This window comes from Mariniblastus fucicola (assembly GCF_008087665.1).
In the GTDB taxonomy this organism is placed as follows: Bacteria; Planctomycetota; Planctomycetia; order Pirellulales; family Pirellulaceae; genus Mariniblastus; species Mariniblastus fucicola.
On sequence record NZ_CP042912.1, the window covers coordinates 3,325,773 to 3,351,269 of the forward strand.

The 25,497-nt window shown below is 53.0% G+C and carries 17 protein-coding genes; 6 read left to right on the forward strand and 11 right to left on the reverse strand.

Annotation, left to right across the window (positions count from 1 at the left end; genetic code table 11):
• Positions 1-29: 29 nt before the first annotated feature.
• The 3 genes from MFFC18_RS12290 to MFFC18_RS12300 all read right to left on the reverse strand — a co-directional run bounded on the left by MFFC18_RS12290 (position 30) and on the right by MFFC18_RS12300 (position 5,354).
• Positions 30-1,679: a solute:sodium symporter family transporter gene (locus MFFC18_RS12290; protein WP_075084533.1), complete on the reverse strand. Its 1,650-nt coding sequence runs from the start codon at positions 1,677-1,679 to the stop codon at positions 30-32.
• A gap of 120 nt (positions 1,680-1,799) precedes the next feature.
• Positions 1,800-3,389 carry a sulfatase gene (locus MFFC18_RS12295; RefSeq protein ID WP_084417116.1) on the reverse strand — a complete coding sequence of 530 codons (1,590 nt, stop codon included), beginning with the start codon at positions 3,387-3,389 and terminating at the stop codon, positions 1,800-1,802.
• A gap of 93 nt (positions 3,390-3,482) precedes the next feature.
• Positions 3,483-5,354 carry a hypothetical protein gene (locus MFFC18_RS12300; RefSeq protein ID WP_075084534.1) on the reverse strand — a complete coding sequence of 624 codons (1,872 nt, stop codon included), beginning with the start codon at positions 5,352-5,354 and terminating at the stop codon, positions 3,483-3,485.
• A 322-nt stretch (positions 5,355-5,676) separates the two neighbouring features.
• Between MFFC18_RS12300 and MFFC18_RS12305 the strand changes: the two genes are divergently transcribed.
• Complete coding sequence (locus tag MFFC18_RS12305; RefSeq protein WP_075084536.1) at positions 5,677-6,393, forward strand: hypothetical protein; 717 nt, start codon at positions 5,677-5,679, stop codon at positions 6,391-6,393.
• 230 nt (positions 6,394-6,623) lie between these two features.
• Here the strand turns inward: MFFC18_RS12305 and MFFC18_RS24945 are convergent, their stop codons facing one another.
• From MFFC18_RS24945 to MFFC18_RS12330, 3 genes are all read right to left on the reverse strand, one after another.
• Positions 6,624-9,857, reverse strand: coding sequence for a DNA translocase FtsK (locus MFFC18_RS24945; RefSeq protein ID WP_084417117.1), 3,234 nt, complete (start codon positions 9,855-9,857; stop codon positions 6,624-6,626).
• Positions 9,858-10,146: 289 nt separating this feature from the next.
• Positions 10,147-10,944 carry a matrixin family metalloprotease gene (locus tag MFFC18_RS12325; protein WP_162273951.1) on the reverse strand — a complete coding sequence of 266 codons (798 nt, stop codon included), beginning with the start codon at positions 10,942-10,944 and terminating at the stop codon, positions 10,147-10,149.
• 314 nt (positions 10,945-11,258) lie between these two features.
• Positions 11,259-12,872, reverse strand: coding sequence for a hypothetical protein (locus MFFC18_RS12330; protein WP_075084539.1), 1,614 nt, complete (start codon positions 12,870-12,872; stop codon positions 11,259-11,261).
• Positions 12,873-13,002: 130 nt separating this feature from the next.
• On the opposite strand from MFFC18_RS12330, the gene MFFC18_RS12335 reads away from it, so the two are divergent.
• Complete coding sequence (locus tag MFFC18_RS12335; protein ID WP_075084540.1) at positions 13,003-13,203, forward strand: dodecin family protein; 201 nt, start codon at positions 13,003-13,005, stop codon at positions 13,201-13,203.
• A gap of 129 nt (positions 13,204-13,332) precedes the next feature.
• Here the strand turns inward: MFFC18_RS12335 and MFFC18_RS12340 are convergent, their stop codons facing one another.
• From MFFC18_RS12340 to MFFC18_RS12350, 3 genes are all read right to left on the reverse strand, one after another.
• Entirely contained in the window at positions 13,333-14,514 is a 1,182-nt protein-coding gene (locus tag MFFC18_RS12340; RefSeq protein WP_157665145.1) for a DUF1571 domain-containing protein, read from the reverse strand.
• Positions 14,515-14,865: 351 nt separating this feature from the next.
• On the reverse strand, positions 14,866-15,165 hold the full coding sequence (locus MFFC18_RS12345; RefSeq protein WP_075084542.1) for a hypothetical protein: 300 nt from the start codon (positions 15,163-15,165) through the stop codon (positions 14,866-14,868).
• Between the two features lie 108 nt (positions 15,166-15,273).
• Positions 15,274-16,836 (reverse strand): oligosaccharide flippase family protein, encoded by a 1,563-nt coding sequence (locus tag MFFC18_RS12350; RefSeq protein WP_075084543.1) that lies wholly within the window; start codon positions 16,834-16,836, stop codon positions 15,274-15,276.
• Positions 16,837-17,127: 291 nt separating this feature from the next.
• Between MFFC18_RS12350 and MFFC18_RS12355 the strand changes: the two genes are divergently transcribed.
• From MFFC18_RS12355 to MFFC18_RS12370, 4 genes are all read left to right on the forward strand, one after another.
• Positions 17,128-17,943, forward strand: a complete 816-nt coding sequence (locus tag MFFC18_RS12355) for a coiled-coil domain-containing protein (RefSeq protein ID WP_075084544.1) — start codon at positions 17,128-17,130, stop codon at positions 17,941-17,943.
• A gap of 78 nt (positions 17,944-18,021) precedes the next feature.
• Complete coding sequence (locus MFFC18_RS12360; protein WP_075084545.1) at positions 18,022-18,588, forward strand: hypothetical protein; 567 nt, start codon at positions 18,022-18,024, stop codon at positions 18,586-18,588.
• Positions 18,585-20,360 (forward strand): arylsulfatase, encoded by a 1,776-nt coding sequence (locus tag MFFC18_RS12365; RefSeq protein ID WP_075084546.1) that lies wholly within the window; start codon positions 18,585-18,587, stop codon positions 20,358-20,360. The genes MFFC18_RS12360 and MFFC18_RS12365 overlap by 4 nt, the downstream gene beginning before the upstream one ends.
• Position 20,361: 1 nt before the next feature.
• Positions 20,362-21,012 carry a hypothetical protein gene (locus MFFC18_RS12370; RefSeq protein ID WP_075084547.1) on the forward strand — a complete coding sequence of 217 codons (651 nt, stop codon included), beginning with the start codon at positions 20,362-20,364 and terminating at the stop codon, positions 21,010-21,012.
• 456 nt (positions 21,013-21,468) lie between these two features.
• Here the strand turns inward: MFFC18_RS12370 and MFFC18_RS12375 are convergent, their stop codons facing one another.
• Both MFFC18_RS12375 and MFFC18_RS12380 read right to left on the reverse strand, forming a co-directional pair.
• Entirely contained in the window at positions 21,469-23,646 is a 2,178-nt protein-coding gene (locus MFFC18_RS12375; RefSeq protein ID WP_075084549.1) for an efflux RND transporter periplasmic adaptor subunit, read from the reverse strand.
• A gap of 97 nt (positions 23,647-23,743) precedes the next feature.
• The gene (locus MFFC18_RS12380; protein ID WP_157665146.1) at positions 23,744-25,477 is read right to left on the reverse strand and encodes an efflux RND transporter periplasmic adaptor subunit; all 1,734 of its coding nucleotides are present in this window, start codon (positions 25,475-25,477) and stop codon (positions 23,744-23,746) included.
• Positions 25,478-25,497: the final 20 nt, after the last annotated feature.

The window sequence follows — 25,497 nt, forward strand, 5'->3', positions numbered from 1 at the left end:
CTCGGAGGTTTTCCATCCGCGTCCCAAATCTACTGGGCAAACCAAACATAGATTCCGATCACCATCACCACGAGCGATGCTCCAACCCACGAAGCATGCTTCCACGGAGTCAAATCAACGGCTTCGACGTTCTTCTGTTCGTACGGCGTCGCGCGCTTCATTCCTGCGAACTCTCCAAGGCAATATTGCATTGCCAATAGCAGGACCAACACGGCTCCCATATAGTGATACCCGGATCCGAAGACGCCCAGGACCCAATCGAATTCACCGATGGATGAGAAAAATGTTCCCAGGCTCATCAGACCAAGGCCGACGGCAATCGTGATCAAAGCCGACTTGCCGTTGACGGTTTTGTTGAACATGGCCAACAGCATGATTGCGCACAACGGAGTGAAATACACGCCGTTTAACTTCTGAAAGAATCCGAAAACGCCGTCTCGACCGTGAAAGAATATCGGTGCCGCGATCACGGCGAAGACAGCGACGACGAAACTGCAAATCTGGCCGACACGAACCACTTTTTCGGTCGCAGCAGATGGATTGAGATACTTTTTGTAGACGTCTAGCGAGAACAATGTCGCGCTCGAGTTCAAAACCGAGTTAAAGGTCGACAGAATTGACCCCACGATCACGGCAGCGAAAAAGCCCAGCATCCAATCAGGAAGTACGCGACTGACCAAGGCTCCATAGGCCTGGTTTGCGTCGACAACTCCATCGACTGTCATTGCTTTCACCATTTCCGGATCCTGTGCTCCGAGCGTCAGGTACGCCGCGGTGATGCCGGGCAGGATTAAAATCACAGGACCGAAAATTTTCAGGAACGCTGCCAGCAGAACGCCCTTCTGGCCTTCGGCGAGGTTCTTCGCGCCAAACGTTCGCTGAATGATTTGCTGATTCAGACACCAATAGGTGAAGTTCAACATCAGCACACCGGTGAACAGCGTCGGCCAATGCGTGTCTTCGCCGGCCTTGCCCATCGACTGAAACGCGTCCGGATTATGAGCCTTGATTTTGCTGAACGCTTCCGCGAATCCTCCCTCGCCAGCCACGATTTGCAGCGAGAAAAATGTGATCAACAATCCACCGACCAACAGGCCCGCACCGTTTAAAGTGTCAGAAACGGCAACGGCTTTCAGTCCTCCAAAGATCGCATACGCGGCGCCGACAACGGCGATGAAAAGGATGACGGCAATAATGGTATTGAGTTCGGAAAACCCAAACATTTCCTTCAAGCCGAGCATTCCATCGAGCCCCGTGGCTCCCAAATAGAGCACGAAAGGCAGCAGAATTAGCATGTAGGCGACGATAAAGATCCCGGCCGTCACCGATCGAACGGAAGGGTCGTATCGCTCCTCGAGGAACTGTGGAATCGTGGCGATTCCGGACTTCAAATATCGCGGCAGGAAGAACAGTGCGAGAATCACCAGCGAGATTCCGGCAACGGTCTCCCAGCACATCAGCGAAAGTCCGTCGTCGAACGATCCCGCGTTGAGCCCGATCAACTGCTCTGTCGAAAGGTTCGTCAGCAGCAACGATCCGGCAATAAAAATCGCTGAAAGACTTCGTCCGGCGAGAAAGAATCCTTCGTCGGTGTGGACGTCCGTGTTGCGAGTTAGTCGCCAGGTCAGGAATGCAACCAGAGCTGTGAAAAAGAGAAACGATACGATCGTAAGAGTCATGGCGGCCCGGTGGTGGAGGTGGCTTTCGCGAACGAGAACCACCAGAATAGCACCGCAGCGGCGGTCATGCCACCTTCCCGAATACGTCCCGGTTTGAGCGAACGCTTTTCGCGCGAATGTTTACTTTCCGGTTTCTTCCCACCATCCGCCAGGCGGAGTGAAATCGTCCTTCAAAAAGTTGGCTGCTGATCTCTCAAGATTGGGCAACAGCTTCTCCTGAATTCGCATTCGTTCCTTATCGGCCTTGCTCACGGAATAGTCCGGATTGGGAACAGGCATTCGTGCTTCAACGTTTTGCAGCCAGCCATCAAGTTCCGTTCGCAGTGCCGCAACCCTATCCGGATTCTGATCGGCCAAATCATCAAGCTCCGCAACATCGTCGGCGATATTGTACAGCTCGTCGCGACCGTCTTCGTAGTAGTGAATCAGTTTCCAATCGCCGTCGATGACGACCGAACTCGGCTCGCCGCCCTGATTGCCGTAGTGCGGGTAATGCCAATAGAGATTCCGATTCTCGATCGCTTCGCCTTTCAACAACGGAGCGAGGCTCACGCCATCGGCATGCTGCTGCGGTCGAAGGTCCTGCCCGGTCAACTCAAGCAGCGTTGGATAAAAGTCAGCTCCTGTCGCGGGCGTATTGCAGGTCGAACCTGCCTGAATCGTTTTGGGCCACATGATGTAGTAAGGCTCGCGAATGCCGCCTTCCCACTGCCGACCTTTGCCACCGCGGAGTGGCAAATTCGAAGTCGCCTTTCCATCACCCGCAGAAACTCCGCCGTTGTCGGAAGTGAAAACGACAATTGTGTTTTCGGACAGACCAAGCTCATCCAGTTTCGCCATCACGATGCCAACTGCGTCGTCCATCGACTCAACCATGCCGCCGTAGATCGGATGATCCTGAACCTGCCGGACTGGCGTGGTGCGATCAATCAAAAACCGATCTTTGGGTTGTTCCGAGTTCGCGATCGCTTTGTCGCGATACTTTCGCCATAGCTCTTTGGTGGTTTGAATCGGAGCGTGCACGGAATAGAAAGCCAAACAGGCAAAAAACGGTTCGTCACTGTGTTCCTCGATGAACGACGCCGTCTCGTGCCCCAATCGCAGCGGCAAAAGTTCGCCCTTTGGGCCGTTTTTCATTAGCGGATTGTCCCAGGGAGAGAAGAAGCCTCCCGGAGGCGAACCACGATGGTGCCCACCGACGTTGAACTCAAATCCATGGTCAGTTGGCAATGATCCTTCGCCACCAAGATGCCATTTTCCGGCAAAGAAAGTCCGATAACCGCTTTCACGAAACGCTTCGGCCATCGTCGTGTCGTCCGCGGGCAACCCATGGTTGTAAGTTGGAGGCAGCAGCTTTGTATTGCGTTTCCATTGCTTTCCTTCGGGTGCGCCGATCCAGTCAGTGATCGCCAATCTGGCCGGATACTTCCCGGTCATAATGCTGGCTCGGGACGGGCTGCAAACCTGACACGTCGCATAGCCCCGCGTGAATTTCATTCCGCCGTTGGCGATGCGATCGATGTTCGGCGATTCGTAAAACGTGCTGCCTTCGTTGCTCAGATCGTTCCAGCCGAGGTCGTCAGCCAGAATGAACACTACATTCGGGCGATCCTCAGCGCCAGGCGTATCAGGTTGATCTGCGAACAGCAGCGCAACCGGAAAGCAAACCCACGCAAACACAAAACAGGAATGGAGCAACTTGAAATTCATGGTGGAGCCGACCTTGCAAAGAAGTACAAGCTCCAATCATAACCCGTCGGCTTCACGGTTCCAGCCCGCAAAGCCGATTGCCATCGCGACAAATTATTCGTCGCCAAGATCCAGGCGTTCCTGGAACCAAAGCATGTGATAGCCGGTGTCATCCGATGTCATGAACCACCCCTGAGGCGACATGTACTTGCTGAGAACATCCATCGACGGAAGCTCGTGATCATCGAGCACGCCTTTGACGACTTTGAAGAACTCGTTGTCTTCAGATTGTGACGCCAGCAGGCTTCTGGTCGAATCCGAATTGGCATAATCCAACATCGGTTGAAGCTGATGCTTAGGTTGGCTGTAGGAAAGAGCCACCGGCATGTCCGTTCCCAGCAATCGCGTCATTTGATCCGCCATTTTCACGAACTCTTCGTCGTTGTTTAGCGGTTCGACTTCGCCTTTGAAAGTCGCAACGGCTCGTTCCATCGCTTCGATGCTGTCGGTGAAAACGAGACTGGTTCCGATGACCGAGACATTGGGACGAGGCATCCGGATCGTCGCCTCAAGTTGTTGGCGACTTTCACTATCGTCTTCATTGCCTCTGCGTTCATTGCGTTCGGCACGACGTTTCCGCCGAGCTTCCGCGCGTTCTTCGATGGCGCTTTCGCTGACCGCCCAATAAGTGAATCCTTCGTACTCAGATTTCTCAATTCCTGTGTTTCCATTCTCGTTCAAAACAGCCACGATTTTGTCGGCAACTTCCATCGCAGCATCGACATCGTTGAGTCCCAATCCGACCAACCAGGATGCACTGTTCAATTTGCCAGGATCAACGCTCAGTTGAGTCACGGAAATGCGGCCGGAAAACTGCGAAAGGATGTCTTCCTCCAATGACATTTCCAGTCTGGCATCGATGTTCTCAGCGATGAAGTTATCGAACGTTCCTTCCTCAATTGCCAAGTCAAAGATACCTCGAAGTTCCTGGAACATCTGAGGAATGTCCCAACTGGTTGTGGTGTAGAAAAAAGCGTCGCTCGGCATCCAGTTTTCTGGTTCGTAATCGCCAGGTTTCAAAGAGATCATTTTGGTGATCCCTTTCCGCGGGCTCGAGAGCAATAGATGTCCGTGCATGATCGTCTCGTATTCGTCGTCGCCAAAAATCAGCGATCCGCCAGCTGCGAGAATGCTGTCCAGGCCGATGGCTGGGAACAAGGCGATCGCTGTTTGAGCCCCGATGTCTCCGCGGCCGATGCTCTTGTACAGGCTGATCGGGTCGACAAAGAAACGAATATCGTTAGGGAAGTCTTTCTTGCTGCGGCATCGGTTCATGATCGTGATGAACTTGCGATTCTTGGACAGCGGTCGAACTTTTTTGACTTCCTCTCCATCCCAACGAAGAAAGAAATCATTGAGTACTTTGTCGCTCGAACACGCAATAATCAATCCGTCGCGCTGAGTCTTGAACCATGGATTTCCATTGATCATGATTTTCTGGACTGGAGCACCTGATTCGAGTTCCTCGTCTTCACGCTCAACGCCGCCTTCGCTCAATTTGTTGTCGAGCACACCCAACGCTTTATCGACCGCTTCGTTATCTTCACCGACTTCCAGGATAAACATGTAAGCGAGATTTTTGCGGCGTGGAGCAATCGCACAGATGACCATTTCGCCAGACGGCAACGATTGGATTTCTTCGAGTGACATCCCAACCTGATCTTCAACCTTGCCATACGCGGCGCGGCCTTCTTCGACAACTCGCTCATATAATGGAGCGACTTCTTCGTCCTGCAACATCTGCCAGCCAGCGCTCTCGCTGGTTTTTTCCATCAGGTCGCGGATGTCAGCGACCTGCATGAACGCAACCGTGGTCTCCGGCAGCAAATCTTCAATGTTGGGCCGTTCCGGATTCCGCTGGGCCAGAGCGGTTGAAGATTCGGTCGGAGTCAACGCAAACCAGAATGCGGCGGCGGCAAGGGTCATGGCAACGAAGGGATATTGAGTTGTTGACCGTGCTATCGCCGAAGGTGAGATTCGGGGACTGAGTTCAATCTGATTCATTTTTTTTGATTGGTAAGAAGGCATAAAACTTGGTCGAGACACGCGGATTAACCCCGTTTTTTCCCATCTGGTTTCGCGATATCGTTTTCGGTCACGAAATTCGCGCAAAGTTTACCAATTTTTCAAGTCAAATGGACAGCGACCTTGCGGAGCCAGTGGGGTTTCATGGCTGGAGCGATTCGTTTGGTCGATACCAGCTAACGCCCTTTTGACTGGACGAATTTTTTAACTTTTTGAGCCGATCATGATCCGAATTGCCAAGTACCTGCGACTGACTTTTCTGTTAACGCCTGCGTTGGCTGGCCTTGTTTTGTTTAGCGCTGCGGATTCCGCATCGGCTCAAAACACTGACGGGGCTGACGGCGGCAACCAGGGTCAGGGAGGGGGAGTTGTTACCGACACCGACACGGGTGACAACAATGCTACTGGAGGTGGAACTCAATCCGACGGAGAACTTGACACCGTTGAACCTTTGGGACTTTCGTTTGAAGTTATTGATCGACGCAACCAGGGTTTCGTCGGCGCGACCGCCGAATCGATTGGCACGAATGGATTCGTCGGCCCGATAACCTCGGAACCTGACGGGGAACTGGCTGAAGGAAGATCGATTGGCGGCGGCGTCAATGAAGGTCTTGGAAACCGAGGCGCAACAACTTCCTCAAGTTTGCTGCAAGAGAATGGATTTACCGTCGAACGGAAAGGGATTCGCACCCGGCTTCGTCCGGCATTTGCGGCGCCTCGCACTCCCGGATACGTCGCTCAGTCACGCTTCCAGTCACGAATGACTCGGCAGCCCGTTGTGCATCAATTCGGGCAAGGCGTCACGGTAACCGTATCCAATCGCACCGCGGTTCTTACCGGAGTGTTTGCTTCTGCGGCCGAGCGCGACATTGTCAAGCGACAGTTGCGACTTGAGCCGGGCGTCTATCAAATCGACGATCGCACGTCGACTGCTCGATAGCTCAACAGAGTCACTTTCGTCGTTCTGGCCAGTCGCGGAATAAACAAAGAGTTCTCGATGGCTTTGAATAGCAACCAACGCCAGACGCACGACGCTTCGCGCAAGACTCGAAGCCGACTCGCCAACGTGAATCCAAATCGGTCCCGCCGCAGTACGGCGGGACTTTTTTTTGGCTCGGGGCTCAACCGAATTCGAGCGTTCGAAACTCAAGCCAGGCACAAAATCCTTTACTACTCGACGTCTTCGTAGTCTTCTTCGTCGTATTCTTCATCGACGTACTCGTACTCCTCGTCGTCATCATCCACGACGTCTTCTTCGTACTCCTCGTCGTCCTCGAATTCATCTTCAGCGTCGCTTTCTTCGCCCTCTCCGTCTTCGTAGTCAGCGTCCGCGAACGCTTCGCCGTCCTCATCTGACATATATGACTCCAGCTCGCCGTCGACATCGACATCTTTTTCGAGTTCCTCATCAAGATCTTCCTGAGGGTCGGCAAGGGCAGGGGAGACTGATGCGGAAAGTGAAACGCTACGCGAACTCTCTTTCGGCAACGGCTTCAGTGGTTTCAAAGGCTTCGGCACCACCTTCTTTTCTTCCGCGTCGGCTTCACTGAGGATGTCCTGCAAGATTCCCTCCGCCAAACTGACTTTCGTATCCACTTCTGGTTTCGCGGCCTCCGCCGGCGGTTTCGCAGGAGTCCGCTTTGCTGGCGTCGGACGAGCAGCCGGAGTTTTCGGTTGGGGCGTCGAATCAGCCGGAGCAGGAGCGCTCGCGTTTGGCGTGGAAGTTCCTTCGATCGTCGCTCCGCCACCCGACTTCATCGCCGCCCAGGCTGCAGCGGTGAGTAGTACTTCGCGGGACTTCGAACCGTTGTACGGCCCCACGTAACCGTCTTCCGCCATGAAATCGACCAACCGTGCGGCGCGGCCGTAACCGATGCCGAGGGCACGTTGCAACATGGACAAACTTCCCCGTTGTGTATCGACGACCACATCGATCGCTTTCTCATACAGTTCGTCTTTGTTCGCATTGAAACCAGTCGCACCATCTTCTTCGTCTTCGCCTTCTTTCTTGACTTTGATATTCATCAATTCGTCAACAAAGTTCTGCTCTTCGGTGCTGACCGCGGCGGTGATCTTGTCGATCTCGCCATCGCTGAGGAACGTGCCTTGCCCACGCAGCAGGTTGCTGGTTCCTGGCCACAAAAACAGCATGTCACCCAGCCCAAGCAGTTTGTCGGCGCCCATCGCATCAAGGACAACACGGCTATCCGTCTTGCTGGCAACCTGGAACGAAATTCGAGCCGGCAAGTTGGATTTAATCAAACCGGTGATCACGTCCACGGTTGGTTTCTGCGTCGCGAGGATCAAGTGAATCCCGACCGCGCGGCTTTTCTGAGCCAGTCGAATGATGTGTTGCTCAACCTCTTTGCCTGACGTCATCATCAAGTCCGCCATTTCGTCGGCGACGATTACGATGAAAGGCAAGTTGCGAGGGATGTTTGCTTTTTCGTCTTCCTCAGGTTTAATCCGAGCAAAGATTTCCTCTTCGCTAAGCTCGTTGTACGACGTCACGTGTCGGACTCCGGCTCGAGCCAACAACTTGTAGCGTTCTTCCATCTTGTCGACAGCCCAGGCAAGAATCGCTTCCGCTTTTCGCATGTCGGTAACAACTGGATGCATCAGATGCGGCAGACTTCCATAGCCGCTCATCTCAACCATCTTCGGGTCGATCATCAGCATTCGAACTTCGTCCGGAGTTCGCGTCATCAGGATCGAACAAATGATCGCATTGAGACAAACAGACTTACCCGTACCGGTTCGACCCGCGATCAACAGGTGAGGCAGTTTCGCGAGGTCAGCGATCAGTGGTGCTCCCACTGCGTCAGAACCGAGGAACAGCGGGATCTTCATTTTCTTGATCTGCTTACTGCACTGCTCCATGACCTCACGCATGTGAACGGTCTTGCGCGTCTCATTGGGAACTTCGACGCCGACACTGTTTTTGCCAGGGATCGGCGCCACGATGCGAACGCTGGGCACGCGCATTGCGACGGCCAGATCGTCTGCAAGATTGACAATTTTCTGCAATCGCAAACCGGGCTCAAGATCGATCTCGTACTGCGAGATTACCGGACCGCTTTCGATTTCAACGACTTTGATTTTGTAGCCAAACTGCTCACAGGTTTGCTCCAAAATCCTCGCTCGCCGCAGCGCTTCGGTACGCTGCTTCTCGAGCGGAATCGCGACGCCACGTTCCAGCATTTCGATTGGCGGCAAGTGGAACTCACGATGGCTCTCGGCTTCTGCCGCAGCATTGAGTTGGCTAATGACGAGGTCTCGTTCACTTGGCGGTTTCGCCGGCGGTTCAGGCTTCGGCGCGACAGCCGTAGAAGCATTGCCCTGATCGACTTCCGCTGAAAGCTTCTTCGGTGGAGTCGCCTGTTTGCGTTTTGGCAACCGGAAATGTGGACGTGGAATCAGACTGGACTTCTTGGCTGCCACATGAGTCCCGGGCTCGAGCGCTGGAACCTGAGTCTTCTGATTGTCTCCAATGTTCAGCTCAGCAGCCGGTTCTTCGATGTCTTCGAATTCGTCGTCGACATCTTCTTCGTCACCCGCTTCAACTTCGGATTCGGCTTCTTCCCAGCTCTCGTCGTCTTCGAGATCTTCCTCTTCGTCAGCGACTTCCTCGTCTGCCCCATCGGTCGTTTCCATATCACGGCGACGGAAGCGGATCGTGTGAGGGCCTTCTTCGTCTTCGCCTTCTTCGGCAACCTCTTCATCGTATTCTTCGTCTTCGAACTTCTCCTCTTCGTCAGCCGCCCCGTTGAACCAGTTCACGAATCCGTACAGCAAGCCAAATGGCAGGACCGATGTCGCCGCAACGATCGCGGGAGCGAAGACCAATCGTCCCGCGCGGAAAACCAGGTATTCGGTCCACATCATCATGCCAGCGATTCCGGCCGCCGTGAACATGATCAGCGTACCGGTCGTTCCAATGTTCGCGCCGACCAAACCGGATCCGAGAGCGCCGACGTAGCCGCCAGCTCCAATCAGCGGTCCGACCAGGTTGCCCGGTAACAACGTTGAGGCGAGCGAGCACAGACAGATCATGGCGATGCCCCAACCGAAGATCTTGACCCACGGATTGGCGACTTCGCTGCGTTGAAACATGGCGACTTCAAGCGCAACCAGTCCCGTGATCAGCAGATAGACGCCGACGCCAAGCACGCTGAACAGAACTTCGGCTGTCCATGCGCCGAGAACGCCGCACAGATTTTGGCAGGTTTTGTTTTCTGGATAGACTGTTTGGTCCGCCTGGAAAATTCCGTTCAGCCAACCGGCTTGCGAGGCGACCGGATCGGCCGTGTCGTAAGTAAAGATGGCTGCGAGCAGGAAGACGGTCAGGGCCATCAAACCGACGGCCATGATATCGTTGCGAATAACTCGTTCGTCAGAAGACATGGGTTCCGCACGTGAGAAAGTGATCGTTGATTCGAATCATCCTGATTCGTTGACTCATGGCGCGTTCTTGCAGCCAGGGCCTGGCGACCCACTATCAAAGATCGGAATTTGGCTTCTGTGACAGCACGCGAGCGTAAACTGGCAACGTAACTGCTTCTTTTGCATCACGCCGTTCAATCGGCACAACGCGAAAATGTCTCAGCGTCGAAGATGCGCGCTAGACGCAAAAAAAGGAGGCTGAACTTTATGTCAGCCTCCTGCGAGTTATCAGGTTTAATCCAAAAATGGACTATCGAAACAGAGAAACTTGGCTCCAGAATGAGAATCGAAAACGTCGAACGAAGAAATTCATCACGCGGCGAAATCTTCGGCGGCGTTCCCGATCATCCGCTTCGTCTTCGTCTGATTCATCATCATCGCTGTCATCATCCGAGTCATCCACAGGATCGTCGGCGTCGCCGTCGTCTCCGGCAGGATCGAGGTCATCGGCTTCATCCGTTGGATCTTCTGAAGCTGGATCGTCATCGACCACTTCTTCGTCATCGTCATCGTCAACATCTTCCAATGGTGTTGTATCCGTTTCTTCGGCGGGAAGGTCGACTACGGGATCATCTTCAATTACCGCTGGTGCATAGAGAGCGATCGCGGCATCGATATCTTCCTGGCTGAGCCCTCCAAACGACTCGTTGGGACTCACCGTTTCAGCCAACACGGAATCATCATCGGCGATATGCTCCAAACCAAGCGAATGGCCGATTTCGTGAACCGCAACATGCATCAGGTCAGTCGCGCTGTAGCCTTCCGCGTTTCCAATTTCCCAACTGTCGAGCGAATCGAATTGTACGTCGCCGGCGATCGAACCGCGATTTACGTCGTCAGGGAAATAGGCCTGAGCTAAAATCCCGCCTGAACCGTCGATGACTTGTGACGTAAAATCAATCGAGTCCGCCTCGTTTGGCTGGCTGGTTTCGGTAAACGTCACGTCGATGACGTCAGACCAGACCTCCAACGCATTTTCAATCGTCGTTTCAAACTCAGCCTGGGTTATCCCGGTCGGCGCGTCGCCAATGTAATAGCTGAGATCCACGCTCCCTTGTCCAACGCCGTCCCAACCCACGCTGGCGAGCAAGTTCCTTGGTTCAAAAACCTCGTATACGGTCGTCGTTCTGGTTCGTGATTGACGCCGCGCGGACCGCGACCTCTTCTTCAATCCTGTTCTGTCCATTGTTCCTCCGAAGAATCCTGATTCGGCAAAGGAAGAGCACCACTGATCTTCCTGGAGTCAATGTAACGCTGGGCTCAAACGGATTCGCCAAAGAAAACCATGCTAGCCGGATCAATTTTTGAAAATTTTTCAATCGTAGATCTCGGGTGTAAGTTCATACACGATCGCGCGGTCAGTCAGCCAGCGAAGACAACTTGTAGTTTCACCATCAGCGGCTCAATGCTCGCACGAAGCTGCTGAAGCTGTCGTCGATCCTCGGGTTTGCATTTGTTGATTAGGGGACGAAGCCGTTCCCATGAAGCAAGTGCATTGGCAACATCTGCCGCAGCATTGGCATCGTGACGTCGATTAGATAAAACGTGCTCGTGCATTTCATGAATGCTTTGATGGAACAGCCGTGCGTTGTCGCGAATCGCTGCCTGAAAACCCGGATCATATCTCCGAGCGGTACGTTGCTCGACAAGATCAAGCATGCGATAAGACAACTGATCGAGATCGGAACAGATCTCCACCATCGTGCCGCGATCAATCAGTGGGCCTTCGCCAAAAACGGACTGCAGCACCTGAAAGCCAGCGTCGACTTGAGCGATCGATCGTCCCAATCGTGGCGATGGGAATTGGGAAAGGTGAGTCTGTACGTCGTTCCACTGATTGGCAAACTGCTTGTAATCCCAATGCAAAGAATCGACGTCTGCGTTGGATTTAAGTCGGCTGGAAAATTTGCCACAGGTGTTTTGAAATTCGCGTGAGCATGCGAGGACGGCGCCGGGCGTTTCGCATGCCAGAATATCTTGCAACGAAACCTGTTGAAACGCAGCGTTAACGTCACGCTCCATGCTTTGCACAACCATCCCAAGATATTCACGATCGATGTCGACCGGCAACCAGAGCAACTCTGCAATGTGGCCGCCGATGGATTCAATTTGATGAACGTTTCGTTGAATCCTTGCGTGGGGGCAAGAGACAAGTTTGTATTTGAGCTTCCGCCACTCGTTGATGCTACGCTTGTAAATTCTGACGATCGCATCGTAGTTGCCTCGATCGATCAACCGACCGGATTCATTCAGTCGAGCTGAGAGTCGTTGGCAGTCTGCCAGGATCGCTCCGTATTGTGGATCGCCCTGCATGTCGTAGCGAACGTCTTGAATAAGATGCTGAAAGCTGGACGCCATCTGCGTGCAGTAGCGGGAAAGCTCGCGCCGATTGAACTGGGGTTCAACTCCAAACAGACCGCACATCTCGGAATCGAACGCTGCCATTCGGCCGCAACTGGTCGTGCACTCTGGTCGCAAGCCATTGATCTGGGAAAGCTGATGATTCAGCAATCGCCATTGAGCGTCGATCTGGCAAAACGAATCAGTCAACGGATCAAGCGAGTGGACTCGCGACATGTTCGAGCGAAGTGACTTGATGCTTGCACTCGTTGTCAACGCATCGGCTAACAGCGGACGTACTCGTGGCAGCCGACGTTCTTCCTTGCGCAACAGCGAAACAAAACGGTCCGACTCGGCCTCCCACGCTTGCATCTTTGCTCGTGCCGTGATCATGTTCGGAGTCAGCGGATTGGTTGGCTGATGCTCGTGCCCTGGAAACGGTCTCAAGTTCGGACGTCCCGGCTGAGTCGGAACAGGGTCGCGTTCCATCTGAGATTCGATAAGCGTTTTCATCAGTTCGCCAAACATGGCGCGGCGACGTTCACGCTGCTCCTGGGTCACTTGGGCCGTCAGTTCAGCGGGAGTCAAAACGGCAACAAGGCAAAGCAGAATGACTTTGGGGAAATGTCGAGTCATGGCGTTTCCAGAGGGTTGAAAGTGGAGGGCGGCTAATTGTCGTCAAAATCTCCTCCAACAGCAAATGGCTTTTGGAGAGTCCCGGAAACTTGTTATCGTTTGAGAAAATTGACCACTCGGGAGACACAAAATGTCTGTAGCAAAAGTAATTGAGCTCAAATCATCGTCGAAGAAAAGCTTTGAGGACGCGGTCGAAAGCGGAATCGAAGAAGCTTCCAAAACCATTAAGCACATTAAAGGAGCGTGGATCGCTGAGCAGGAAGTCGTTGTCGAAGAGGGCAAAGTGAAAGAGTACCGCGTTCTGATGCGAGTCACTTTCGTCGTGCAGTAAAGGCGATCGATTCGACACGCCGTCGCGAATTGAATTGCGTAAAAAAACACCCTCTGAATTCAGAGGGTGTTTTGCGTTGCTGGTTTTTCGAATCGCAAGTTCTCTCGAATTTGCGATGGATCAATTGCTTTAGCGATTTGGATAGCTGTAAGCCGGGTTGTCTGGATTGAAGTCCTGATCCGTGAACCCCTGATTGATCTTAACGTTCAGATAAGTGTACTCTTCCAACAACTGTGGCTTGGTCTGGCCGGGCTCTGGCCAAAGAAGAGCCTGGTAGCGAATTGGCATCTTCAGCTCTTTGTCGATGTAGACTTTTGCGATGTGGAAGTCATAAGGAGCACAGCACTTCGGGTGAGTCACTTCAATGACACTGCACTCGCGTCCGTTAATTTTCACGCCGTCACGATAGACAACTTCACAGTGTCCTGCCGCACGATCGCGTTCGGCTTTTTCGATCAGCTTCACGATCAGGTTCTCAAGTCCCGCTTCGTAGATCGGATAGCGTTGGCCTTTCATGGCGATCCAACTGTCGGGATCAAGCTGAAAACGCTTCAGCGAAACCAGGCCTGAACCTTCGTGGACACAAATCTGATTCTTGTTTCGACCTTTGACCCAAATCACTTCGCGTCCGGCACTGGCCCGAGGCTTGATAAACTTCATGTAGATGCTGAACGGAACTTGCTGTCCGGTTTCCAAAACTCGTTCCGAGCGAACCTTCACTTGCATGTACTCTGGTTTAAGCAACGAGCCATTGACACGTTCTCGCTTCACCATGATTGCCGAGTAATCTCGAACGTTCGCACGCATGTTCTCCAGACCGCGTCGGGCAGTTTCCAGAGCATCATCAAGCGGATGCGGAGCCGCGACGACACGTGCGCTCGATACCGGCAGCACAGGAATTGAGGCTCGGTCTACTCCTGGCTCGGTGGCTGGTTCTGCTGACGATTCAACTGCTTCTGGTTCGCTGACAGGTTCGTTCGCAGGAACAACCTTGCTCGCCGACGGAAGCATTGCGGGCGTTATTGAATTGATATTTTTCGACAGCGGGTTGCCGGCGACGTTGGCACGCTTGGGCGCCACATTGAGTGCCGCTGGTCCAGTGTTGCTGGCGATCTTCGGAACACGATGGATGGGTTCCCGAATGACTTTTTGCTCGACTTCAGTTTCCGCTTCGTTCTCGACTTCCGTGGCGGCGTCCTGTGCGGACGCGATCGAAGAAGGGCTGGCAGTGAATGCCAGACTCGCGAAGGAAAATGCGATCGTGCCACAAACTGCTGGGAACTTGTGACGAATTTGAGTGAGAGAAACCATTGACATTCGTGTTGCTGCGCCGGAATCGAAAACGATTCTTTAAACGCACTCCATTCCGTTGGATCAAGAAACGAATTGTAGTGAAACGGCTTCCAAAAAGGCAATGACGTTTCAACCAGTGACACATTGCACCGTGCTAGCGGAGTCGCAAACTTTGCGTCTCTATTTGTATCGCCATTTTCGGCTGCCGATTGCACAAGCGTTCACCGGCACAAAAAGCAGGACTCGAACATCAATGAAACTCGATTTGCCTAATCCTTAGAATCAGGCGCGAAAGCATTCTCACCCGAAAACTTTACCAGCATTATTTATTGAATTCGCCAGCAAGAATCTGAGAGACATTCTCTTACGCTAGCCACCTGAGCCCAGAACAGGCAATTCCTCTTCGGCAGATTCGCCAGTTTCAAGCGGCAGCGACTGGATCTCATCCTTCTTGGGCGCCGAATCGGTCGCAGCGCTATTCTTAGACGCTTCGTCGGAATTGCCTTCGGCTTCCGCCTCTCCGGCATCCGGACTTTTCGGAATGTTCATCTGCTGGACGACGGGCTTTTTGTCTTCCGCATCGTTCTTTTTGGGCTTCGAACAACCTGGCAGGAAACCATTCGCCGCGATGATAAGGCACAGCAGTACAAGTGATGAACTTCTGAACATGTTTGCAACTTGGGATACGAGATTGAAATATTTGAATGGCAAAGAATTCGAGCAGGGAGTCACCACACGAATTTTATCGCCGCTCGACCGTTTTAAAAAGGTCGGATGCTAATGTGCGCTTCCGATGCCGAATTTGCGTAACGCCGCAGAACCCAATTGAACGATTTCGCTTTTCTCAGCGTCACGAAAGACCACCTGAGTTTTCCAGCCTGCAAAGGCAAAAAGTAGTGCCAACCCGATCGCAAGGTAGGTCGGCATCAGCAAAATCAGCGGGAACAACGAACAGTACCAGATACTGGCATCCATTCGACAACCCGCAAATTTGTTGAATACGTAGATCGTCGCCAGCAACAGCCCATTCGATGTGGCGGTCGCGATCACCGCGCCGTTGACTCCCAGATGCGGAATCAACAGCCAGTTGAGTATCAGATTGATTGCCAGCCCCAACCCAACCGACAGGGCGATCCATTTTCCTTTTTCGACAACCCAAAGATAGTTTTGGGCAACGCTGGTGAGTCCGAACCAAATGCAATAGACCAGAGTCAGCGGCAGGACAGCCAGCCCTCCGTCGTAGCGGCCTTCGAGGATCGTTTCGAAAATGAAGGGAGCAAAAATTTGAATTCCGATGCCGACGATGGTGAATGCAAGACACATCAATTTCAGCGCCCACATCAATTGTTTGCAAGCGGCTTCTTTGCGTCCCTGTTCCCAATGAGCGGACATGTAGGGAATCAGGACTCCGCCCAGCATGAACGACAGGCTGACCAACAACAGCGGAATTTGTCTTCCGGAGTGATACTGTCCGACCAGCCCTTGAGCCAGATCGGCGGAGACCGGAGAGCAGTAGAGCAGCATGTATCGATCGCTGAGTTCGAAGCAGTTGTTGAAAAAGTTCGAAGCCCACATCCACAATGCGAACGGAGCCAGTCGACGCCACATCGTGGAGTGCGTTAGGTACTCGCCCGTATTTTTGACGGCTTCTCGATGCCGCAGCAAAATCCACATCGCCGGAATGGCGCCGATAAGGCTGCTGATTCCGAAACCGATGGTGGCCCCAACAGTAGCGTTCTCCATTAGCAACACCAGGCCAACGCCCAGCGTCGCGAACAGGATACCGGTGATGAATCGCATCAGCGTCAACACACGTACCTGGCGAAGCGATTCCATCAGCGACGCGAGGAAGTTGGAAACGGAAACCATCAACACGCTTGCGGCCATCGCATAGATGACCATGGTCTGATCGGGCGTCCTGAATATCATTCGCGCAAATGATTGCGGGAACACGAACATGGCAACGGAGGCGACTAACGTCAGTACCGTGCTGGCGATTGTGATTCGGCGCAGGAAATAGCCCAACTGGCCTCTGCTGCGATAGTGTTCTGTGTATCTGCCGAAACAACCTGGCAGCCCCAACATTGCCAACGGGATCAGCATCATCAAAAAGCTCCACACTAACGACCACTGACCAAGCTGTTGATCGGACATGTAGCGGCAGAAGAGCAGGCCGCGTAGAAAGCCAATTCCTCGCTGACCGACGGTCAGTACGAGCGCAAAAAGCACACCGGTAGCGATCGAGTCCGTTACCAAAGTCGATCGAGGCGACGTGGTTTCGGCATCGTTGTCGTTGAGCAACGCTGTGGTTGAAAGGGGTGCTTTGGAGCCGGTTGCCATAACTGGAAAGGGTGAGTTCAAATGGCGTTGGGAAGGAGTGTCTAGCTAGTGTTGAATATCCGAACCGTTGGCTGCCTGATCAAATGGAAAACAGGCAGTCATGTTTCACCCCAGTTTGCCTGTTGTAGCGACTGTGCCGGATTTCTTGAAAAAGGCGGTTCAAGTCGTACCATAGCGTTTGATATGCGAAACCAAATTCGCTCTAATTTGCGCGTCGGTGAGGGACACCGCGTACAAACAACGGATTACCAATCCCCAAACCAATTCTGCTGAATCAGCGCGGAGAATAAAATGTTGCGATACCTGTTTGCCGGCCTACTTCTTGTGGCCATTGTTGTTGGAGCCTACGTCGGTTGCGGACCGAGAATGGCGGTCGCCGGCAAGAAAATGCTCGACCAAATCGATGGCGTTCTTGGCAAGTTGAATGTTCAACTTGAAAAGGTCGAGCAGGCTCATGCCAAGCTGACCAAAGAGACGGAAGCGATGCGTGAAAAGCGAATCGGTGCTCAGTACAAACTGGAGCGACTTCAGGAGCAAAAGAAAGATCTGGAGGAAAACATTGCGTCCTACAAGAAGGACCTTGGCCGTCTTCGCGATTATATGAAGGAAGCCTCTGAAAGCGGAACGGTTACCATCAATGACAAAGAACACTCCGTCGAAACACTTGAAGCACTCGCCCAATCGACTCTGAAAAAACTCAAATCGGCTCAAACGACACTCGACACGCGAATTAAAACTCTGACCGATGCTTACAGTAAGAGCCTTGCTGTTCTCAAGAGTAACGTCGATGTTTCCAAACAGCAGTTGAAAAAGCTTGACGATCAGATCGAAGAGATCAAAGCCAAGAAATCTGCTTTGGACGCGATGAAAGAAGCCTCAACTATCGCTGGCACCGAAGCTTCAATCAGTGACAAGTTCAACGACTTGACCAAGGACGTCGATGATTTGCTGACAGAAGTCGATGTTAAAATCGCAGTCGAAAGCGAAAAAGTCGACGAGCGTTTGGCCCAGTCTGATTCCGACGTTACGTTGGACGAAATCCTCGGTGACGATTCCAGCGCCGACGATACGATTTCTGAGATCGACGCTATCCTTGGCGGCAATTAGTCGTATCGCTTTTTGATCAATGGCACGTCTTCGCATCCGCGACGGCGTGCCTGTTTTTTTATCTACCCGAGTCTGCCAATGAAGTCCGTTAAATCTGCCATCCTTATTCTGCTGTTCGCCGCGGTGGTCGCCGGCGTCTACCTGTACGCCGTTGGGGACCTGAAGTTCGACAGGGAAGAAGTTGCAGGTCCGAACAACACCGGATTCCTGAAAACGGAAGCTGAGTTTCGCACGAAGTTGGCTGAGCTTCGAATCGAACAGAACAAGATGGAACGCCGCAAGGAGTTGATGATCGAGCGGAAAGACGAGATCGTTGCCGAGCTGAAAGAAAAAGGAATCACGTCGACCAGCGACATCTCTGACAAAGACGTAAAATACAAAATCACGAACCTGAAAAAGTCAGTTAGCGACATCAAAGTCGTCGACAAAAGCATCGGCAAGTACCAGCAAGGCATTGATGCGATCGAGGCGATGTTGACAAAACTGGAGCAGGAGCGGCTATCAAGCGAAGTCGCTATCTCCGAAGACAAAGCGAAGGAACTGAGCATTATGCTGTTGGACCTTGATGAGAAATTGACCGAAGACGAAAACATCCTTGAAGAAGAAGCTCTACGCGAAATGCTGGGCTTGGAGTTGGGCGAATGAGATCACTTAGCAAACTCGTTTCTGTTTTTCTGCTGCTGTTGCTCTTCAATCCGGCGCTGGCTGAAGATCCCGCAACGCCCAACATTGTCGTCGTCATCACGGATGACCAGGGACACGGAGACCTTTCATGCCACGGCAATCCGGTGCTCAAGACACCGAACATTGATGCGTTGGCTGCCGACTCGATCCGGCTGACCGATTTTCATGTATCGCCGACGTGCTCACCGTCTCGCGCGGCGTTCATGACCGGGCGGTGCTCAAATCGAACGGGAGTTTGGCACACGATCATGGGTCGTTCGTTGCTTCGCGAAAATGAAATCACAATCGCGGAACTGCTACGCGATTCCGGATACGCGACCGGCATGTTTGGAAAATGGCACCTCGGAGACAATGCTCCGTTTCGCCCGGAAGATCGCGGGTTCACGGAAGTTTATCGCCACAGTGGCGGCGGCGTCGGACAGACTCCGGACTACTGGGACAACGCGTACTTCGACGGTCACTATTTGCACAACGGAAAGTTTGTACCGGCTGACGGATTCTGCACCGACGTTTTCTTTCGGCATGCGAAAAACTTCATTCGGGATCAAGCCGAGCAAAAGAAGCCTTTCTTTGCCTGGATCTCAACGAACGCGCCGCACGGGCCGTTGCACTGCCCGGTGAAATGGAGCGAACCCTACAAAGACCAGGGAAAGGGCGTTTCGAACTTCCTGGGAATGATTGCGAACATCGATTCGAACGTTGGCGAGTTGCGCGAGTTGCTTGATCAACTGGGCGTTGCACAGAATACGATTTTCATCTTCACGACGGACAACGGAACTGCGGGCGGTCGAAAAATTCACAACAGTGGAATGCGAGGCCAGAAAGGCAGCGAGTACGATGGCGGGCACCGAGTTCCGTGTTTTGTCCATTGGCCCGGAAACTTTACTGGCGGCGTCGACCTTGATCCGCTGACGGCTCATGTCGATTTGCTGCCGACACTGGCTGAGATTTGCCACGTGAAGTTGCCGACAGATGTGAAGCTGGACGGCGAGAGCATTGTTCCGCTGCTTCGCGACCCAGACAACACGGACGCAAAATGGAATGAGCGCGTCATCGTTACAGATTCGCAGCGCGTGCTCGATCCGATCAAGTGGCGGAAGAGCAGCGTGATGACGTCGCAATGGCGATTGATCAACGGCAAAGAGCTTTACGATATCGATGCCGATCCGGGACAGAGTACGGATATCTCCGCGGCACACCCCGATGTCGTCCAGACACTGACCAAAGCTTACGATAGCTGGTGGGCGGACATCGAGCCGACGTTTGCTCAGTTCGCTCGAATCCACATCGGTTCGCCGGACGAAAACCCGACCGTTTTAACGGCCCATGATTGGCTGGACGCGGCGCCCCCGTGGAATCAGGCTCATATTCGCGGCGCGAAACCTTCGGCACCCGGATACTGGAGCGTCAACGTTTTACAGCCCGGCAACTATCGTGTTGCACTCCGCCGATTCCCTGCTGAATCAGATTTCGCGATCGATCAACAAATTCCGAATGCCGACCCTGTTCCCGGAACCAAGGCTTACCGCGATAATCCGGGAACCAAAATCGACCCGGTGAAAGCGTCGCTGACAATCGGAGACGATTCTCAAACAATTGATTTTGAATCCGGCAGCAAGGAAGTTAGCTTTGATGTCGAACTTGAAGCTGGCGAGACGACGATTTCAGCTTCCTTTGAAACCGCAGACGGCGAACAAGTCGGTGCGTTCTACGTTTACGTGACCAGAAAGTAGCATGGATCCTCTTCACTTTTGCATTGCGGTCGTTCCGCTGGCAGTTTACCTGCTGATGATTGGCTATTTGAATTTCGGCGGTCGTCCGTTTGTCACCACTGGCACGCGCGACGCGGCGGCACTGGGAATCGGTCTGGCCGGGTTGGTTGCCGCCGGTCCAATGATTCTGTTTTTTCCCGAAAGCGCGGCCAGCCATTTCGGAAACTGGGTCTGGGTCATGCTATTGGCGTTCTACGGCCTGTTCGTTTCGATGTTCGTGTTGATGATGCGACCGCGAATTGTGATTTACAACATCACGGCCGAGCAATTGCGTCCTGTCCTGACGAGCGTTGCGATGGAACTGGATTCGAAAAGCCGTTGGGCGGGAAACAGCCTGCTGATCCCGGGGCGAAACGTTCATTTGCATCTTGAGCCAACGAATTGGTTGAAGAACGTGCAACTGACCTCCGGCGGAAACCAGCAGAGCTACGACGGTTGGCGGGTCGTCGAGTCGGAGCTTTCCAAGCGCCTCAAAGATTACGCGTCGGGCCCAAACCTGATCGCGTTCCCTTTGCTAATCACCGCGCTCGGCTTGGCAATCGCGACGGCAACCTGGATGCTGATGGACATGCACGGTGTCGCAGCAGCCTGGGAAGAATTGCGTCGATATTAGTCCGACGTCTGTTCGTGCACCAAAAACGTGGTTACTTCCAGCCTCAGTCATTTGCGTCGATCGCTTTGAATTCAAAAACGGGCACGTCGCACCAAAGGACTGAAAGTTCCTCACAGCAATAATTGTGCGGTGCATGACCGTACCGTCGTGATCGCAACGCCAGCGGCAAGTTTTTCCTGAGGGTTTCTATTGCCATCACCGGATCCAGACGGCGGTTGGATTCTGAGCCTCCGTTGCCAATTGTAAACGTGGCAACCAAGGCTTCGATCACTTCGCAAAATTGTTTGACGCTGAGATCACTTTCCCGAAATTCCTCAAACCACCGACACCGTTCCTCAGCCGCATAGCGTGTTGACATCGCTCAACGTCAAAAATCTGAAGCCTGAACTACACATCAACACGCTCTTCGCCGGACGTTTACGTTCAGCAAGGATGCAAAAAGGGCGACTCCGCCGTCTACAAACCGTGCGTTCGAGAGTTGTTTTCGCGGATGAACCGAATCAAATTGTTCGCCAGGTAGCCTCCCATGTTTTCTTCTCGGCCGCGGACAAACATTCGTCCGGTTTGCCCTGGAACTAACTGCTCGCGGTATTCTTCACTCAAGGAGATCTCAACCGACACGCGTGGCTGAGTCAGAACCATTGTATCTTCCTCGCCGCCAGAACCTTGCACCTGATTCCTCGAAACAACCGCCAACGGTCCTCCGGTTGACGCGGCGAATGCTTCATGTGGAAGGTCATCGCGAGCTCGGGGATTAACAAGGTTGATTTTTCCTTCAATCGTATCGTTCTGATGTCGCCCCCAAACGATCAAATCAACCATCGCTTCCGGATTGGACTCGACCCACTCGATGTCCGATTGACGGGTGAGCGCGATCGCCTGGATTTCGCCTGGTTTGCCGATCGAAAGAAGCTCGGTGCCCGGTTGGAAATATTTGCCTTCCATGGAATCAAGCTCGCGGGCGATCACCTTGCCAGCCTGAGGTGCAAAAATCCTCAAATCGGCAATGCTTGTCTCCAACTCTTTTCTTTGCTTAAGCATCGACTCAAGTGAATCCTGTTCAAGCTGAACTTCACTGATGCGATCCGCATTGAACAGCGCGTTGATACGGACTTTGGAAATCTGGATATCGATCAACAGAGAGTTAAGTTCATGTTCGAGCTCAGGATTCTCGAGTGTCACCAGCAAGTCACCTTCTTCGACAACATCACCATCGTCCACGTGGATCGTTCGGGCGAACCCGACAGCGTTGGTACGCACCACAGACAACGGTTCGTAGTCGATCACAATGGGAGCTGAAACCACCGACGGACTTGGACAAAACTGCAGGAAGCCTCCGACGAGTATAACCGTCACCGCAAGGGCGCTGGCAAACCAGACCCGATTTGGTTTGTCGGTGTCGGTTCCAAGCAACGTGTACTTACAGAGCTTGAAAAGGGGAACTCCCACCCACATGACGCATCCAATGAGTGCCACGATCAATCCGAAGCCGTCAATCAGGCTAGAAGCTGCCAGGGAAAGACCAATCGCAATCACAAAGAACCACATCATGGCACCGATGCCATACATCTTCACAGCAATTGCGCGGAATCCGACTTCCTTGAGCGTAGCCGGCTTACTCCCAAAGTACAGCCACTTGAAGACTCCTTTGAGCCACTGTCTTCCGTGCGTCGCGAGGTTGGGGATCTCAATGAAGTCGGCCAGCATGTAATAGCCATCGAATTTCATCAACGGGTTGATATTGAACATCAAAGTAACCAGCGTTGCAGAGATGATCACATTGCCCGCATGATACTGTAGCGGTCCCGGGTTGCTATAAACCCAGATGTAACATGCAATCCCGGCAAGAAATATTTCCGCCAACATGCCCGCGGCCGATGTCAGAATTCGCTTCCACTTGTTGTCGAAACGCCAGGACGTTGTGACGTCCACATAGGGCATGGGAATCATTAACAGCATGAGGATGCCGCATGACTGAACCCGCCCTCCGAACCTCTTGCATACAAGAGAGTGCGCAAGTTCATGGATCAGCTTCAGGATCACCCACGTGACACCCAGCCAAACAAGATCGATTGCACTGAAGGAGTTGACGCGATTGGTCCAGAAATCCTGCCAATTTCTGGCCAGCAAACCAAAACCCCACAGCACAACGAACAGCCACAGGGCGGCTCCCAAAGGAGAAATCAGAAAGTTGCAGTAACGCGAGATAGTCGTCACGACCGGATCGGGATTGAAAAGCGGCATTCGCATCATCATTGGGTTGAGATACGAGACCATTTTTTGCTTCTGCATGTTGTCATGCTGTTCTTTACGTCTGGCAGACGAGTTGCCGGTTTCTGATTCTATCAAGCCGGATTCGATCGCCCATTTGCAAAGGGTGGCTGCTTCGTTTTCGTCGATGGCATGCTGTCGCAACAGAGTCGCGGTCTTCATGAGCGCGGTGCTAACGGTCCGCCGTCCGTCAAGCATCGTCAGGAAGGTGTACTGGGCCAGGCCGACTCGAAAAAAGCGGCCTGTTACTTCGTCTTCGACAAGATATTCCGAGCCACCACCGCTTTGGCGCATAGTGAACCGAAGCGCATCCTTGAGTTTGAGGCGTGCCTGGCTGAATTCGAATGTTTGATCGTTGAGCATGGTTCAATTGGAATTCGAGGTCGGAGATCGGAATGGAAAAGAGAGAGTTAGCTTTTGCCAGAATTCCGATCTCGAATTCCGGCCTCCCAATCGATCCCTACCACCAGGTAAGGCGGCTTCTTACCCAGTTCATCGGCTTGTGAAACAAACTCCATCCGAGCGATCGTTCTTCGCAGTCAATTCGCGCAGAGCCTTTCATGCCGGGACGTAGTCGCTCGTCTTCGTTCGGAAATTCAATCTCGGCAATAAAAACATTGTCCGCGTCTCTGGTTTCGCTTCTTGGATGAATCTTTCTGATCTCGGCAGTTATCGGATCTTCCTCCTGACCGTCAATCCAGACTTTCACCGGGAAACCGACTCGGACCTGGGCGATTTCGTCATCTGGAATCGCGATTTCGACCCGGACAGGTTTTGTGGGGCCGATTTCAAACAGCACTTTTCCTGTCTCAACCGAAGCAGCTTCCGCACGTTCCAGCGAGCCACTGAGAACAACGCCGTCAATCGGACTCCGGATTTGGAGATTCTCTCGCTTGTACTTGAGAATCGCTTCTTCCGATGTCAGACGTTGCCTTTCAAGTTGACTGACAACCGTCTTGGCAACGTTGCGGTCTTTCAATTCCATCTCACGGGTTCGAATTGACTGTTTCAGCTCAGCCGTGACTCCCGCCAATTCCCAATTGATCGAGCGACCATCCATGTCGGCCAACACGTCGCCGGCTTTAACCAAGTCGCCGGCTTCGACGTGACCAAGGGTAATTTGTCCGTCAAAGGGCGCCACGGCAAAACGTCGGGAAACAGGTTCCGCCACACAATTGCATCGCACTCGATACGTAATCGGCAAGAACATGGCGGCCACCAATCCCACGATCGCAAGCAACCAGAATAGCTGTTTGCCTCGCGAGAGCTTTTGAGCAACAAAAGAAACAGCCCGTGAGAGAAAGTTCCGTTTGACTTTGCTTACAACCTGCAGTGCACTTGTGATTGCCGGAGCCGCCGCTTCATTGAATCGTCGCAGCTGGGAGGAATCCACAATGTCCTTTGGCCCTGTGAAAACGATCGCACCAAAAACGTCTTCGTCCTCGGTGAGCAACGGATGACTTAGCACGGACTCGGAATGCGTGACGGCGGCGAGCTGTTTGTGGGCTTGAAGCAGGTGATTATTGTCGTGATCCGAAGCCGGAAACATGCCCGATTCCTCTCGCGTCGCGGATTCAACCAATGCTTGCAGGTAGTTGCGGCTTGATTCCGATCCCTGATCAATTTTTGAGATGCCCGAAATGGCTTTCAGTTGCATCCGGTGGTTCTTCCACAATCCAACAGCAACGGAGTTACAACCCAGCTTGTTAGCGAGAAGGTTTGCCGTTTCTTCCGTGGCAGCTTTCAGGTCCGACTGCTTTTCAACATTGGCAACGAGTTCGATAACGGCCGCGAGCGCGTTGACTTGCCAATCGGAATCCGCAGCACTGCTACTGTTGAGCCACAGAGCCAACGACGAAATCATTTTTTGAACCGAAGACGTTGCCAGGATCGCGTCTTTCTGGGAAGCCATCACAAGGAGCATGATTTCCGGTTGTTTACCACGACAACGAATTGGAGCAAGGAGTCCAAACGTTTTGCCATCGGGCAGCGGTTCCGTCTGGATACTGTTTGAAAGCGCCAACGATTCGCAAGTCTCCGAGAGTGAATCACGAAACTGAGCCCAGTCCGGCAATCGACCGGATGCCGGCAACCCCTTCGACAGCGTCCACATTTCTTCAATGTCACGATGCAGAAAACATGCACCGCCAGTTCCCTTGATCGACAACGCCAGCTCTACGAGCTTTGCGCGCACTTCCTTTTCGCTACGGCCAT

Bases quoted from the DNA above. Each gene is read 5' to 3' on its own strand.
- MFFC18_RS12290 (WP_075084533.1), bottom strand. From the start codon at position 1,679: ATGACTCTTACGATCGTATCGTTTCTCTTTTTCACAGCTCTGGTTGCA.
- MFFC18_RS12295 (WP_084417116.1), bottom strand. From the start codon at position 3,389: ATGAATTTCAAGTTGCTCCATTCCTGTTTTGTGTTTGCGTGGGTTTGC.
- MFFC18_RS12300 (WP_075084534.1), bottom strand. From the start codon at position 5,354: ATGACCCTTGCCGCCGCCGCATTCTGGTTTGCGTTGACTCCGACCGAA.
- MFFC18_RS12305 (WP_075084536.1), top strand. From the start codon at position 5,677: ATGATCCGAATTGCCAAGTACCTGCGACTGACTTTTCTGTTAACGCCT.
- MFFC18_RS24945 (WP_084417117.1), bottom strand. From the start codon at position 9,857: ATGTCTTCTGACGAACGAGTTATTCGCAACGATATCATGGCCGTCGGT.
- MFFC18_RS12330 (WP_075084539.1), bottom strand. From the start codon at position 12,872: ATGACTCGACATTTCCCCAAAGTCATTCTGCTTTGCCTTGTTGCCGTT.
- MFFC18_RS12335 (WP_075084540.1), top strand. From the start codon at position 13,003: ATGTCTGTAGCAAAAGTAATTGAGCTCAAATCATCGTCGAAGAAAAGC.
- MFFC18_RS12340 (WP_157665145.1), bottom strand. From the start codon at position 14,514: ATGGTTTCTCTCACTCAAATTCGTCACAAGTTCCCAGCAGTTTGTGGC.
- MFFC18_RS12345 (WP_075084542.1), bottom strand. From the start codon at position 15,165: ATGTTCAGAAGTTCATCACTTGTACTGCTGTGCCTTATCATCGCGGCG.
- MFFC18_RS12350 (WP_075084543.1), bottom strand. From the start codon at position 16,836: ATGGCAACCGGCTCCAAAGCACCCCTTTCAACCACAGCGTTGCTCAAC.
- MFFC18_RS12355 (WP_075084544.1), top strand. From the start codon at position 17,128: ATGTTGCGATACCTGTTTGCCGGCCTACTTCTTGTGGCCATTGTTGTT.
- MFFC18_RS12360 (WP_075084545.1), top strand. From the start codon at position 18,022: ATGAAGTCCGTTAAATCTGCCATCCTTATTCTGCTGTTCGCCGCGGTG.
- MFFC18_RS12365 (WP_075084546.1), top strand. From the start codon at position 18,585: ATGAGATCACTTAGCAAACTCGTTTCTGTTTTTCTGCTGCTGTTGCTC.
- MFFC18_RS12370 (WP_075084547.1), top strand. From the start codon at position 20,362: ATGGATCCTCTTCACTTTTGCATTGCGGTCGTTCCGCTGGCAGTTTAC.
- MFFC18_RS12375 (WP_075084549.1), bottom strand. From the start codon at position 23,646: ATGCTCAACGATCAAACATTCGAATTCAGCCAGGCACGCCTCAAACTC.